The sequence below is a fragment of the Clostridium sp. AF19-22AC genome, assembly GCF_003479085.1.
In the GTDB taxonomy this organism is placed as follows: Bacteria; Bacillota; Clostridia; order Lachnospirales; family Lachnospiraceae; genus Faecalicatena_A; species Faecalicatena_A orotica.
Genome location: NZ_QUGN01000006.1, coordinates 128,065 through 142,237, shown reverse-complemented (window position 1 = coordinate 142,237; position 14,173 = coordinate 128,065). Strand labels below are relative to the sequence as shown.

At 45.8% G+C, this 14,173-nt stretch carries 12 protein-coding genes; 4 read left to right on the top strand and 8 right to left on the bottom strand.

Features of this window, described 5'->3' with window-relative positions; genetic code table 11:
• The first annotated feature begins 156 nt into the window (after positions 1–156).
• Positions 157–645 carry a DUF5721 family protein gene (locus DWX43_RS09130; RefSeq protein WP_118620091.1) on the top strand — a complete coding sequence of 163 codons (489 nt, stop codon included), beginning with the start codon at positions 157–159 and terminating at the stop codon, positions 643–645.
• A 115-nt stretch (positions 646–760) separates the two neighbouring features.
• Here the strand turns inward: DWX43_RS09130 and htpG are convergent, their stop codons facing one another.
• Complete coding sequence (htpG, locus tag DWX43_RS09125; protein WP_118620090.1) at positions 761–2,827, bottom strand: molecular chaperone HtpG; 2,067 nt, start codon at positions 2,825–2,827, stop codon at positions 761–763.
• 281 nt (positions 2,828–3,108) lie between these two features.
• Between htpG and DWX43_RS09120 the strand changes: the two genes are divergently transcribed.
• The gene (locus tag DWX43_RS09120) at positions 3,109–3,609 is read left to right on the top strand and encodes a GNAT family N-acetyltransferase (RefSeq protein ID WP_118620089.1); all 501 of its coding nucleotides are present in this window, start codon (positions 3,109–3,111) and stop codon (positions 3,607–3,609) included.
• A gap of 71 nt (positions 3,610–3,680) precedes the next feature.
• Here the strand turns inward: DWX43_RS09120 and DWX43_RS09115 are convergent, their stop codons facing one another.
• Positions 3,681–4,130 (bottom strand): Hsp20/alpha crystallin family protein, encoded by a 450-nt coding sequence (locus DWX43_RS09115; RefSeq protein ID WP_118620088.1) that lies wholly within the window; start codon positions 4,128–4,130, stop codon positions 3,681–3,683.
• 287 nt (positions 4,131–4,417) lie between these two features.
• Positions 4,418–6,706: a glycoside hydrolase family 3 C-terminal domain-containing protein gene (locus DWX43_RS09110; protein WP_118620087.1), complete on the bottom strand. Its 2,289-nt coding sequence runs from the start codon at positions 6,704–6,706 to the stop codon at positions 4,418–4,420.
• A gap of 200 nt (positions 6,707–6,906) precedes the next feature.
• On the opposite strand from DWX43_RS09110, the gene DWX43_RS09105 reads away from it, so the two are divergent.
• Together DWX43_RS09105 and DWX43_RS09100 are read left to right on the top strand one after the other, a co-directional pair.
• Positions 6,907–7,221, top strand: coding sequence for a hypothetical protein (locus DWX43_RS09105; protein WP_118620086.1), 315 nt, complete (start codon positions 6,907–6,909; stop codon positions 7,219–7,221).
• Between the two features lie 32 nt (positions 7,222–7,253).
• Complete coding sequence (locus DWX43_RS09100; RefSeq protein WP_118620085.1) at positions 7,254–7,961, top strand: helix-turn-helix domain-containing protein; 708 nt, start codon at positions 7,254–7,256, stop codon at positions 7,959–7,961.
• Between the two features lie 25 nt (positions 7,962–7,986).
• Here DWX43_RS09100 and gatB read toward each other — a convergent pair whose 3' ends face one another.
• The 5 genes from gatB to aspS form a co-directional block, all read right to left on the bottom strand.
• Positions 7,987–9,432, bottom strand: a complete 1,446-nt coding sequence (gatB, locus tag DWX43_RS09095; protein ID WP_118620084.1) for an Asp-tRNA(Asn)/Glu-tRNA(Gln) amidotransferase subunit GatB — start codon at positions 9,430–9,432, stop codon at positions 7,987–7,989.
• A 1-nt stretch (position 9,433) separates the two neighbouring features.
• Positions 9,434–10,909: an Asp-tRNA(Asn)/Glu-tRNA(Gln) amidotransferase subunit GatA gene (gatA, locus tag DWX43_RS09090; RefSeq protein WP_118620083.1), complete on the bottom strand. Its 1,476-nt coding sequence runs from the start codon at positions 10,907–10,909 to the stop codon at positions 9,434–9,436.
• A 15-nt stretch (positions 10,910–10,924) separates the two neighbouring features.
• On the bottom strand, positions 10,925–11,218 hold the full coding sequence (gene gatC, locus DWX43_RS09085) for an Asp-tRNA(Asn)/Glu-tRNA(Gln) amidotransferase subunit GatC (protein ID WP_109730997.1): 294 nt from the start codon (positions 11,216–11,218) through the stop codon (positions 10,925–10,927).
• Positions 11,219–11,269: 51 nt separating this feature from the next.
• On the bottom strand, positions 11,270–12,367 hold the full coding sequence (locus tag DWX43_RS09080) for a hypothetical protein (protein ID WP_118620082.1): 1,098 nt from the start codon (positions 12,365–12,367) through the stop codon (positions 11,270–11,272).
• Positions 12,368–12,446: 79 nt separating this feature from the next.
• Entirely contained in the window at positions 12,447–13,778 is a 1,332-nt protein-coding gene (aspS, locus tag DWX43_RS09075) for an aspartate--tRNA(Asn) ligase (RefSeq protein WP_109731118.1), read from the bottom strand.
• Positions 13,779–14,173: the final 395 nt, after the last annotated feature.

The window sequence follows — 14,173 nt, the reverse complement described above, 5'->3', positions numbered from 1 at the left end:
AAAAGTCAACGTTTCTGTCCCGTGGGAACCGAATTTTAAGAAAATCATAAAAACTTAACGAGGTATTTCACGAGTTTCGTATTTATGGTATACTATTTACACTTAGCGAGATATTTTCGAGCTTAATTCAAGAACACACTACGGAGGTTAACATATATGATATCCCTGCACCTTACCAGCGTAAAAGATTTTATGTCCCACTTACTGTTATCCGAAACATTCGACAGTTTCCTATTTATAGAAGGGGAAATCGTAACCTTCAACACCTTTACAATAGACGGCTTCATCCAGAAGCCCTTCTTCCCCGAAGAAGAGGACCTGCCTGAATACTCCAGCTGGAAATCTCTGCGGGACTATTGTTTTTCCCTTATCAAAGGCAAAAAGACTCCACTAAGTTTCAAATTCATATTCAGCCTGTCCCCTAAAAATATAGCCAGGCTCATCGAGCAAAATAATTTAGATTTCCAACCTGGCCAGGTACAGGGGCTTTACATGAATATACGCTATGACGGAACCATGCTCCAGTGTATTACCGGAACTTCCCTGAAAAGCTTCTCGATGGACAAGTCTCTGGAGCACGCATGGGACAATATGGTGCAAAGATACCTTGCACAAAAACAGATTCCTTTCGAAAGTTTATCCTGATGCAGTTATGATTACGATGAACTATATAAAATGAAGAAAAGCCCTGACGGGCCCCATCCGTAATTTCAGTCTACAGATGGGCCCGTCAGGGCTCTTCTTTTATATAAATAGTCTTTTACTTCGTAAGCAGCAGCATAATCTCATTACTGCGCTGTACGAATGCGGTCATCTCTTCCGGACTCAGCGGCTTATGTGCCAGCATCGCCAGATCATAGAGCTGTTTGCAGATTACCGGTACACTCTTACTGCGTTTATGCTCCACAACAAACTGTACCAGCGGATGGTTCGCATTCAGGATCAGTGTTGCCTGGCTTCCGAACATACCTGCATCCATTCCGCCCATGCCGTACATCTTCATCATCTCTTCCATACGTCTGGACTGTTCCGGCAGCACTGCCATAGACGCAACATTATCATCTTTGAGCTTTTCAACTTTTACGTCCAGTTTATCATTGTTCAATTCCTTACGGAAAATTTCTACCAGACTGTCTGTTGTTTTCTGGAATACTTCCTTCTCTTCCTCTGTCACTTCATCTTTCAGTGAATCATGCACCTCTGCATCAATTCTCTGGAAGCTTACATTCTGATTGCGCTGCTCCAGATAAGTGATAAATGCGGAATCGATATTATGTGTCAACAGGATCGCATCCTGTCCCTGTTCCTTGAACATCTTGATATACTGGCTCTGCTGCTGTTCATTTGTTACATAGTAAATATTTGTCTTCTTTTCTTCTGTTTCATTCTCGTCAGCATTCTCTGCCGCATCGGAATCTTTATTTTCTGCCTCTGGCTCCGCTGCAGTGTCTTTTCCCTCTTCCGGAGTCTCTTCCAGACCGCCATTAGCCTTAATGCACTCTTCCAGAGTCAGGTACTTGTGGTCCAGATTCTTAAAGATGATGGAATCTTTGATCTTTTCACCAAATTTCTCGTCTTTCAGGCATCCGAACTTGATAAACGGACTAATATCGTCCCAGTATTTTTCATAATTTTCTTTGTCGGTCTTGAACATACCGTTCAGCTTGTCTGCAACCTTCTTGGAGATGTAATCTGCAACCTTATTTACGAATCCGTCATTCTGCAGCGCACTTCTTGATACATTTAGCGGCAGGTCCGGACAGTCGATCACGCCCTTTAAGACCATCAGGAATTCCGGAATCACTTCTTTGATATTGTCCGCAATAAAGACCTGGTTATTGTACAGCTTGATTGTTCCCTCGATGGAATCATATTCTGTGTTGATCTTCGGGAAATAGAGGATTCCTTTCAGGTTAAACGGATAGTCCATATTCAGGTGGATCCAGAACAGTGGTTCTTTATAATCCATAAATACCTTGCGGTAGAAATCAATATATTCTTCTTTCGTACATTCACTTGGACTCTTCGCCCACAATGGGTGGATATCGCTTAAAGAAACAGGACGTTTCACGATCTTTGCTTTCTTCTTCGGCTCGCCCTCTTCTCCTTCTTTTGGTTCCTCCGTGATATGTTCTACAACTTCATCTGTATCGAGAATGTCTTCTTCGTCGATTGTCTCATATTCAGGCTCTGCATTCGCCTTTGACAGGAAAATTTCCACTGGCATGAAGGAACAGTATTTCTCAAGCACTTCTCTTGCCCTGTATTCATTGGCAAACTGGAGGCTGTCCTCATTCAGGAACAGTGTGATCTCAGTTCCGACTTCTGTCTTATTCCCTTCCTGCATCTCATATTCGGTACCGCCTTCACTTACCCAGTGTACCGGAGCGGCATCCTTCTGGTAAGATAAAGTATCGATGTGAACCTCGTCAGCAACCATGAATGAGGAATAGAATCCCAGACCGAAGTGTCCGATCATATCATCTTCTGTCGTCTTGTCTTTATATTTCTCTAAGAACTGTGTTGCACCTGAGAACGCGATCTGTGTAATGTACTCTTCTACCTCGTCGGCCGTCATTCCAAGACCGTTATCAATAAACTTTAAAGTCTTCTCTTCCGGATTGACAATTACCTGAATCTTAGCCTTGTAATCATCCGGCAGTTCATATTCTCCCATCATATCAAGCTTTTTCAGCTTTGTGATGGCATCACAGCCGTTTGATACAAGCTCACGCATAAAAATATCATGGTCAGAATATACCCATTTCTTAATAATCGGAAATATATTCTCACTGTCAATGGATAAGTTACCTTTTTTTGTTCCCATATATAACACTCCTTTTCATTATAGTACAAGTTTATGTGACCCTTTGTCATCTAGTAGATATTCTAATACACTGGTTTTTAAAAGTCAATAAGAAATTAGCACTCTTTTGAAGTGAGTGCTAATAAAATTATTAAAAATATAAAATATTTATAAACTTCCCGGACATTTACCTTTCACCGTAAAAAGTGTTATACTTATTTACAGCTATTTTAGCATGTATTTGATTCATACACAGTATGTTTCATCTTATTTAATTATTATACATAAAAGGAGTATCAACTATGACCGACACATTTCAGACAATCAAAGTAGACACCGACAATCAGGTTGAAGAAGTAGCGGCACTGGCAGATATCATCTGGCATGAACATTTTACACCGATCATCGGAACCGGACAGGTAGAATACATGGTAGACAAATTCCAGTCTGTACCGGCCCTGAAATCCCAGCTGGGAGACGGATATGAGTATTACCAGCTTTTTGACGGCGGGGAATTCTGTGGTTACTGCGGCATACACCCAGAGAACGGGAAACTGTTCCTGAGCAAACTCTATGTAAAAAAAGAATGCCGCGGACGCCGGCTGGCATCAAAGGCATTTGACTTCTTAAAGGCACTGTGCAGGGAAAGAGGGCTAACCTCCATATGGCTCACCTGCAACAAACATAATGATGGAAGCCTGGCTGTATACCGTCATTTAGGCTTCGAGACAATCAACACACAGCAGGCTGATATAGGTAATGGCTATATCATGGATGACTATATTATGGAATATGTAATCTGATATGGAAAGAATTTGTTTACAAAAAAGGCGCACCGGCCTGTCATGGGCCGGTGAGCCTTTTCCTTTTACGATCATCCTTCAATTGCTATATAGTCGTTCTTCTCTACGGCAGGTGCATCCTTTTTCGGAACCTGCAGGCGCAGAATACCGTCTTCATACTTCGCATGAACATCCTCCTGCGTTACTTCTTCTCCAACGTAGAAGCTTCTGCTCATGCTGCCCGCGTAGCGTTCACGGCGGATATATTTACCATTCTCGTCCTTCTCATCTTTGTCAAGTCCTTTTGCTGCGGATATGGTAAGATATCCATTCTCCAGTTTCGCATTAATCTCCTCTTTCTTGAATCCCGGAAGGTCAATGTCTACTTCGTATCCATTGTCCGTCTCACGGATATCGGTCTTCATCATGTTCCTTGCATGCTTTCCATACAGCGGGTTCTTGCCGCCAAAGAAGTCCTTCTCAAACGGGAAATCCATCAGGTCATCAAATAAATTTTCTCCAAAAATACTAGGCATCATCATAAGTCATATCTCCTTTCCTATTAAACCTTTCATGCTGCCGCATATCTTCCCAGGGTCTCAAACAAAGATCTCTGGGTATGACATTAGTTGATCTTGTTACATAGCACTGTCGGAGAAATCCGAGGTGTTATCTATTTAGAAAGAACAAGAAGGAGATTACATTTATCTCTTTTTTGTTCTACTTGTAATATAACACGCATTTTTAGCACTGTCAACCCCTGAGTGCTAATTCTAACAAAATATAAATAGCCAGAACCGTTAATTTGCTGGTTCTGGCTATATGTAAACTAACTATTCAGCGCCACAATGAGCTGCTCCAATGTTTCTTTCTGAATCCCCGGCACAAAGCTCAAGAGCTGTCTGAGCGGCATGCCGTCCATCATGGCTTCCATCATTTCTTTGCCGATGGCTCCGCCGCCGTCATCTTCAGCCATTGTATCCGGCACCATTCCGCCGGACAAAGCCCCCATTGCCTGTTCCAGAATTGCTTTACCTTTCGGGTCTGCAAGGATCTCACCCATTGTGGAGTTCATGTTATATTCCTTTGGTATCACAGTCCCGGATTCCACCTTCACATTCTCTTTCAGGACGATCTCACTGGCTGACTTTCCAATCTGTATTTCATAATTTCCGCTTTCCACATGCCAGTTATGGATATCCATATTCCAGTATGTGTAAGCACGTGCATCAAGTTCGAAACGGACTGTCTTCGTCTCTCCCGGGTTAAGTGCAATCTTATCAAATGCACGCAGTTCTCTTACAGGGCGGATCACCTTGCTGTCTTTTGCCGATACATAGAGCTGGACCACTTCTTTTCCGGCGCACTTGCCGGTATTGGTCACATCGACAGATACACAGAGCTTTTCACTTTCCTTAATTTCTTTCTTGTCAAGTACCAGATTGCTGTACTCAAATGTTGTATAGGAAAGCCCATAACCGAATGGAAATAATACCGGCATATCCTTTGATGTATAATAACGGTATCCAACAAAGACACCTTCCGTATATGCAGACTTATCATGCTCTCCGCCATATGTCAGATAGCACGGTGTATCATTCAGGCGTACCGGGAAGGTCTCTGCCAGCCTGCCGCTCGGATTTGTCCTGCCGTACAGGATGTTGACAACCGCGCCTCCGACTGCCTGTCCGCCCAGATAAGCTTCTACAACCGCTTTCACTTTACTGAGCCACGGCATTTCCACAGGGGCGCCATTGTGCAGAACAACAATGACATTAGGCTGAACTTCTGTAACTGCTTCAATCAGACGATTCTGGCAGTCCGGCATCCTCATATGCTTTCTGTCATATCCTTCGGACTCAAAGTTATCCGGAAGTCCTGCAAAGATTACGGCAGCATCTGCATTCTTCGCGTTTTCCACGGCTTCTTTTAAAAGTGCCTCATCTGTCTCATCCTTGATATCGTCAAATCCCTTTGCATAGGAAACTTCTATACCGGCAGACTCTTCCAGTCCGCGGGCAGCCTCGAGAGCTGATTCTACTTTAAAGCTGTTAATATGGGAACTTCCGCCGCCCTGATATCTCGGTGTCTCAGCATACTTCCCGATAAATGCAGCTTTCATATTGCCACTCAGAGGCAGGATCGAATCCTCATTCTTTAGAAGCACGATGCACTCTTCTTCAACTGTACGTGCTTTCTCATGATCCTCTTCCAGATGGAAAACAGCTTCCTTATCCCTGTTGTCTTCAAATCTGTATACAATGTTCAGGATTCTCTCACAGGTCCGGTCCAGTACTTCCCCTTCTAGTGTCCCGTCCTGTACCGCCGCTACAATCTGTGCGTCCGTGATTCCATGTGAAGCAGGCATCTCAAGGTCACAGCCTGCCTTTAACGCGGTTACGCGGTCATTCATAGCACCCCAGTCTGTCATGACGTATCCGTCAAATCCCCATTCTTCCCTCAGAATGTCTGTAAGCATTTCTTTATTTTCACAGAGGTAGGTCCCGTTCAGACGATTGTAGGAATTCATGATGGTCCACGGTTTTTCTTTGCGGACCATCCCCTCAAAGGATGCCAGGTAAATCTCTCTCATCGTCCGCTCATCCATCTCGGAAGAACTAGTCATTCTGTGGTACTCCTGGTTATTTGCCATAAAATGCTTGGGGCTCGTACCTACATTTTTACTCTGCACGCCATGTACAAACGCCCCCGCTATCTCGGAGGATAAAAACGGGTCTTCTGAATAATACTCAAAATTACGTCCGCACAGTGGAGAACGCTTGATATTCATTGCCGGCCCGAGTAATGTACTGACTCCCTCTGCCTGGCACTCTTCTCCAAGAGTCTCTCCCATCTGCTCCACCAATTCCCTGTTGAAACTGGATGCCGTGGCACAGCCTGCCGGGAAACATACCGCCTTAATACTATCATTGACTCCCAGATGGTCCGCTTTATCATCCTGTTTTCTTAAGCCGTGAGGTCCGTCGCTTACCATTGCTGACGGAATACCAAGGCGTTCTACTCCTTTCGTATGCCAGAAATCCGCACCGGAGCATAACCCAGCCTTTTCCTCTAACGTCATCTGTGCAATCAATTCTTTTAATTTCTGTTGTTCCATATTGCTGACTCCCTTCTTTTACATGATCTTCTGATTATAAAATTATCATCATAACTAATGCTGCTTTATATAAAATAACATATAGCCGCCCGGAAGTATTGTAATTATAATCATTTTATTATAAAATCATCTCATCAGGGAAAATATCGCCATCACAGCATTCATACGATTATCAGATACCGAAAGGAGTTTATCCATAAATGATTGAGAATCTAAAAGAGTTTTGCCGCCTGTTTTATGCGTCTACTTTTATACCTGTTAGTGTGTGCAGGACCCCTGGAAATGTACTCTATTCTTATCCCACAGTTTTCGAGGGCCTGCACGATACGCACTCATCGCTTCCGTCACTCCTTCATTTTGAAAAGAACCCGGACTACGTGATTATGCAGTCCTTCAGTTATTTTGGATATGTGGCCCGTGAAAGCCATGACGAATTCATCGTGATCGGCCCTGTCTTCAGTGTGCCTGTCACTGAAAGCACGGTTCGGATGTTTATGAACAGCATTTCCGGCTGACAGATATACCGTCATCAAAGGATATCTCAGCCATGCATTCGGCTAATGTGTATGAGGCGAAAGAGGGGCATATCTACCATAATACATATTCCTTTGAACAGCAGTATCTGGAATGCGTCCGTGAGGGTGAGACCTGGCGTTTAATGAAGATGACAGAAGAGGCAAAGCACAATCTGGTTACCGGCCTGATTGGTGATACCCCGTTAAGAAATGCCAAAAATCTGCTGATTGCATGCACAACCCTTACCACCAGGGCAGCAATTGCAGGAGGCATGGATATCGAACAGGCTTACCAGCTCAGTGACATATATATCCAGGAGGGGGAAAAGATGCAGACTGTGGAGGCCGTACTTGGGCTCCAGCGCACAGTCATTTATGATTTTACGGAGAGAGTTGCCCAAAGTAAGATTCCCCAGGGCCTGTCGAGGGATATTTTTGACTGTGTACAATTCATCTCGCAGCATACGAATGAACTGATACGAGTCGATGATGTTGCGGCATTTTCCGGAAAAAGCAGGTCCTACATCACACAGAAATTCAAGAAAGAACTCGGCTTCGATATCAGCAGCTTCATTATGCGCTGTAAACTGGAGGAAGCGAAAGGTTTACTCTCCTACTCCGACAAGACTCTGAGCGAAATCAGTAATTACCTCTGTTTCTCCAGTCAGGCCTACTTCCAGAATGTGTTTAAGAAAACATATGGCCTGACACCGAAGCAGTATCGGAATCAGACCATATAGTGTCTCTGTTTGAAATGATTGCAAATTATGAATCACCTTCTGTGACTGCCTGTTTGAGCATCTGGCTGACCATCTGGGGATTTGCCTTCCCTTTCATTGCCTTCATCGCCTGACCCACAAGGAAGCCGATTGCTTTCTCTTTTCCACCCTTGTAATCGGCCACGGATTGTGGGTTATCTGCGATAATTTTTTCTATGACTGATTTCAGGGCCCCCTCATCGTTTACCGTTTTCAGGCCATTTTCTTCCACATACCGCTCCGGGTCTGTATTGTCAGCGAATATTTTTTCAAATACTTCCTTCGCCACAGAGCTGTTGATCGTGCCCGCCTCTGTAAGATCTACAAGCTTTGCCAGATTCTCCGGTGAAAAACGGATGTCCTCCGGCTCCATATTATGTTCCTTCAAGAGACGCAGTGTTTCCACCATCAGCCAGTTGGAGACTTTTTTCGGTTTTCCACATAAAGCTGCCGCCGATTCAAAGATATCCGCAATGATTCTGGAATCTGTGATGATTTCCGCATCATATTGGGGGATATCGTATTCTCTTTTATACCGCTCCAATTTTTCAGAGCGCAGTTCCGGCTGCTTCGCTTTTATTTCTTTGATCCATTCCTCGCTGATCACAATCGGGACAAGGTCCGGCTCCGGAAAATAGCGGTAATCCTGTGCATCTTCTTTCGAACGCATCGCATAAGAATGCTCTTTATTATCATCCCAGCGCCTTGTCTCCTGAATTACCGGTTTTCCTGCCTCCAGCAGTTCGATCTGCCGATTGCGCTCACCGTCAATGGCTCTGGCAATCGCTTTGAAAGAGTTTAGGTTCTTCATCTCGGTTCTTGTACCAAACAGCGTGCTTCCTGCCTCCCGCACGGAAAGATTGACATCCGCCCGCATAGAGCCTTCCTGAAGCTTACAGTCAGATGCCCCCAGATACTGGATGATCGTGCGCAGCTTCTCTAAATAGCTGATCACCTCGTCTGCCGAACGCATATCCGGTTCTGAGACGATTTCCACCAGAGGGATGCCGCTCCGGTTATAGTCCACCAGTGTTGTATCATCCCACTCATCATGAATTAATTTTCCGGCATCCTCTTCCATGTGCATCTCATGGATTCTCACTTTTTTGGTGACACCACCGCTCTCTATTTCCACATATCCGTTTCTGGCAATCGGCAGATAAAGCTGTGAAATCTGGTAGTTCTGCGGATTATCAGGATAGAAATAATTCTTCCTGTCAAATTTGCTTACCCTGGTGATCTCACAGTTTGTCGCCAGGCCAATTGCCATCGCGTATTCTACTACCTGTTTATTCAAAACCGGAAGTGACCCCGGCTGTCCAGTACACACTGGGCATGTATGGGTATTGGGCGCGCCCCCGAACGCAGTGCTGCACCCGCAGAATATTTTTGTCTTTGTCGCCAGTTCCACATGGACCTCTAATCCGATGACGGTCTCATACTGTTTTCCCATATTATTCACGCCCCTTTCCTGCTGCCGGAGTAACAAACTGTTTCTCTGTCTCACATTCAAAAGTGTAGGCTGCGCGAATCAGCGTTTTTTCCTGAAAACTGTTTCCTATTAGCTGCATCCCGATGGGAAGCCCCCTGCTGTCTTTTCCGGCCGGAACGGACATCGCGGGAAGTCCGGCCAGATTGACCGCTACCGTATAGATATCCCCCAGATACATTTTCAAAGGATCTTTCAGTGATTCACCGAGCTTTGGCGCCGTAGAAGGAGCCGCCGGGCCAAGGATCACATCGTATTTTTCAAATGCCCGGTCAAAAGCCTGCCTGATCAGCGCCTTTGTCCTCAGCGCCTTCAGATAGTAGGCATCATAGTAACCGGAGCTTAATACATAAGACCCCAGCATAATCCGCCGCTTCACTTCCGGTCCGAAGCCTTCTGAACGGGTCTTCTTGTACATATTATGGAGCCCTTCATAGTCCCCCGCCCGATATCCATATTTCACTCCGTCAAACCGTTCAAGGTTGGAGCTTGCCTCCGCAGATGCGATCACATAGTAAGCCGGGATCGCATATTTCACAAGGCTTAAGTCAAACTCCTCGACAACCGCCCCTTTTTTCCCGAGAAGCTTTGCCGCATCCAGAAGCGCCTGCCTGACTTCCTGATCCAGCCCTTCCCCGATATAATCTTTCGGGATTCCGATGCGTACCCCCTTTACATCTGCCTTTAAGGCATCGGTAAAACGGATGTCCTCACGTTTCACTGAAGTACTGTCCTTCTCGTCATGGGAAGCAAGCGTCTCCAGTATGGCCGCACAGTCTGCAACATCTTTCGCAACCGGTCCGACCTGGTCCAGAGAAGAACCATAAGCGATCAGCCCATAGCGGGAAACCGTCCCGTAAGTTGGTTTCAGTCCCACAACCCCGCAGAAAGCACTCGGCTGGCGTATGGAACCGCCTGTATCGGAACCAAGCGCGTACCAGCACTCCTGGGCTGCCACGGCCGCACAGGAGCCGCCGGAAGAACCGCCCGGAACATGTTCCGGATTATGCGGATTCCTCGTAGGGCCAAAGTAAGACGTCTCTGTCGTACTGCCCATAGCGAACTCATCCATATTTGTCTTTCCTAAAACGACCGCCCCTGACTTCTGAATATTTACGACTGCCTGTGCCGTAAATACAGGCCTGAAGTTGGATAAGATTCTGGAACTGCACGTGGTAAGCTGTCCCTCGATGCACAGATTATCCTTTACCGCTGCCGGCACACCTGCCAGCGGTCCTGTTAATACACCCTCTTCTATCTTCTTCTGAATCTCTTCTGCACGTTGTACGGCGCCATCCTCATCCAGTGTCACATAGCTGTGAATCTTCGGCTCCACGGCCTTTGCCTGTGCAATGGCTGCTTTTGCCGCCTCTACTGCTGAAATCTCCCTATCCTGAATCTTTTTTGCAAGTTCTAAAGCTGTAAGACTTAATATCCCCATCTTTCCTGTCTCCTCCTAACCAATCGTTTTCGGTACTTCAAAGCTGTCATCCTTTCTAAGAGGTGCGTTTTCCAATATTTTCTCCCTGTTGTCACCATTGGTAACAACATCCTCACGGAAAACATTATTTACAGGGAATACGTGGGACATCGGTTCGATCCCGTCCGTGTCCAGTTCGTTTAATATATCGATATAATCCAGCATCTTCTCCATGTCTGCCTTTGCGTCCTCCTTCTCCTCACCGGACAGCTCCAGCTTGGAGAGGATACCCACATATTCTATTGTCTCGTCTGAAATCTTGTTGGACATAAAAACCACCTTTCATTTACTCTCAGGGTCATACCCCTTTACATGTTCTGACTATCTGTACTCATCATAGTAAGCATCGTAATCTTCTGTCTCTATCACTTCACTCGGTATAAGGCGTGCATCTGCATCCAATGCGCATATCTTCGTCCCCCCGGGGAGAACGGTGTTGCGGTATACGGAATCAATCTCGTCGGCCGATACAAATCTGCTGCGGCTTAAGAAATTCATCTCCTCATCCTCATAATCTGTATATAAAGGAACCTCGTACCTGATGTTGGTCCACCCGCCGCCAGACCCTATGTCATAAACTCCGGCCGGGAAGTCTTTCCCTGCCGTTAACTCGGTGCCCTTTTTCAGTACTACCTGTTCTGTCAGAGGATTCTTTGTCTGCTCTTCCATGCAGTCGGTCCGGCCATTTTCTGTCATAAATTCTACACGCAGGTTACCACTTACTTCCACCATCGCGCCCTGATACAGCCTCACATCAATCCATTCCTTAAGCTCATCGTATTCCTCATCCGGTCCGATCCCCTGCCACAGGTAGATAGAATTCTCATAATCGTCTACAGATACTGTCCCGCTCCCATCATCCAGAATTACCTGGTAATTCCCTTCCGGGAGATGTACACCGACCCGGTATTCCCCGGGATCCAGCGTAACACGATAGTCTTCTCCCTCAGCTAACAACTCCCTTTCGGCAAACTGATACGGATCTTCATCCTCTACTAAAGTTACATTCCCATAATCAGCAGGAAGGCTCTCATCATATTGCTTTTTCATATTGAAAACAATTCCTGATACCATGACTACTAATACAAGAATCATGCCAGCCGCTTTTAGCACATTTCCATTCTGCTGCGTCCCTGCCTTTTTCCCCAGACTTACAGGAGGATTGATTCTGTCCGTACTGCTCTTATGCTTTGCAGCATGCGGGGCATTTGTATTGTCTGCACTTTTCTGGCCCTCCCCGCTCCTGTCATGCTTCCCCCATGTAGATTCAATGTGGGAACGCTCCTTCGCCATCCTTGAGCTGCTGCTCTGGTTCAGGCGGTACGTCATCTTCTCATTTCTTGTATTATCGAGTCCGCAGTCTATACATTTTCCATCTGCAAGTTTCCCTCCGCATAAATAACATCTCTTTTCAAACATAGGCCCCTCTCATTCCGTATCCGGCCTCTTTTGCAAAGGTGTCTGTGCCCTGCAGTTCAGCCCGGTATCTGAAAACTGTTTATGGTTCCAGCCTGCCTAAGTCTCTTGGGAACAATGTTGTCTCTCGTACGTTCTCTTCTCCAACCAGTTTCATGGTCAGCCGCTCCAGCCCTATACCAAGGCCTCCGTGCGGCGGCATGCCATGTTTGAATGCACTCAGGTACTGCTCCATCCCTTCATCTTCCATCCCCCTGGCCTCCATCTTAGCCATTAGGGATTTGTAATCATGGATACGCTGTCCGCCTGTTGTAATCTCCATTCCCCTGAATAAAAGATCAAAGCTTAAAGTACAGGTCTCATCTTCCGGGTCATCCATTGCGTAGAACGGACGTTTTCTGGATGGATAGTGAGTCACAAATACGAAATCTGCATCCCATTCCTCTTTTGCATATCGGCTTATTAATTGTTCTTCCTCCGGCTCAAGATCGTATGGAGTCCTGATCTTCCGGCCGTATTTTTCCGCTGCCTTCTTCTTAATCTCATCAAATCTGACTGCCGGGATCTCATCCACTTTCGGGAGTTCGACATCCAGAAGCGCAAGCTCTGCCGCATAGTCCTTCTCGAGAAGCTTCATCGTGTATTGAAGAAATCCAGTCTCCATCGCCATGATATCTTCAAAACCATCGATAAATCCCATCTCGAAATCCAGGCTCGTGTACTCGTTCAGATGCCGTTTCGTGTTATGCTTCTCGGCCCGGAATACAGGTGCCGTCTCAAACACTCTGTCAAACACGCCCACCATCATCTGCTTATAGAACTGCGGACTCTGCTGGAGGATCGCCGGTCTGTGGAAGTAATCGAGCTTAAACAGGTTCGCCCCTCCTTCTGCGCTCTTTGCCCCGATCTTCGGTGTGTGGATCTCTGTAAATCCTTCCTCATACAAAAAGTCCCGAAATCCCCTGACAATGCCCTCCTGTATCTTAAACTTCGCCCGCTCCCTGACATTGCGAAGTGCAATCGGCCGGTAATTCAGCTTTGCCTCAAGGGAAGTCTTCATCTTCCACTTTGCGATTGGCAGCGGCATCGTCTCTGCCGGACTGCTCAATACTCTTATATCTTCAATCCTGATCTCAATGCCCCCGGGAGCTTTTTCTGACTGTGCAGGTATTCCTGTTACTTCGACTGTATCAGCTTCCCGCAGATCCTTCAAGTCAAATTTTGAAAATCCCTCCTCAAAAATGCATTGTACCAGTCCCTCACGTTTTCTCAAAATGATGAATGCTACCGTTTTCATGTCCCGGATTGTATGGACTGTACCGTTTACTTTGACACGATTTCCAGTAATTCCCTCTCTAAGCAGTTCATGAAGTTCCAGTGTGTCTTTTTTCATTCTTCCAGTTACAATTTCCATTTTCTTTCTCCTTTCTGTCTCATATTTTGATACATCCCGGATTGAAATAGTATTTCTGTAAACACAAAAAGTCCCGGGATGCATCTGCATCCCGGGACGGATTCTTATCATATAATCCGCGGTACCACCCGCATTGAACAGGCAATAAATAACACCTATCCCACTTTTGTGCATGTAACGTATGCAAAACGTACCGGCCTACTTTGAATCATTCAGCGGGTCAGCTCCCAAGTGTTCCCTTAATCTTCTCCACTGTCCGGCGCTCTCAGTCGGTGACGCCTGCTTCCTGTCAGCTTCTGAAAATCAGAGTCTTGTTCACAGCCTTTATCGTTTAACACTTTAATCTGTTAAAACTTTTACCAATAATAGCACACAACTTTCCAAATTGCAAGAGG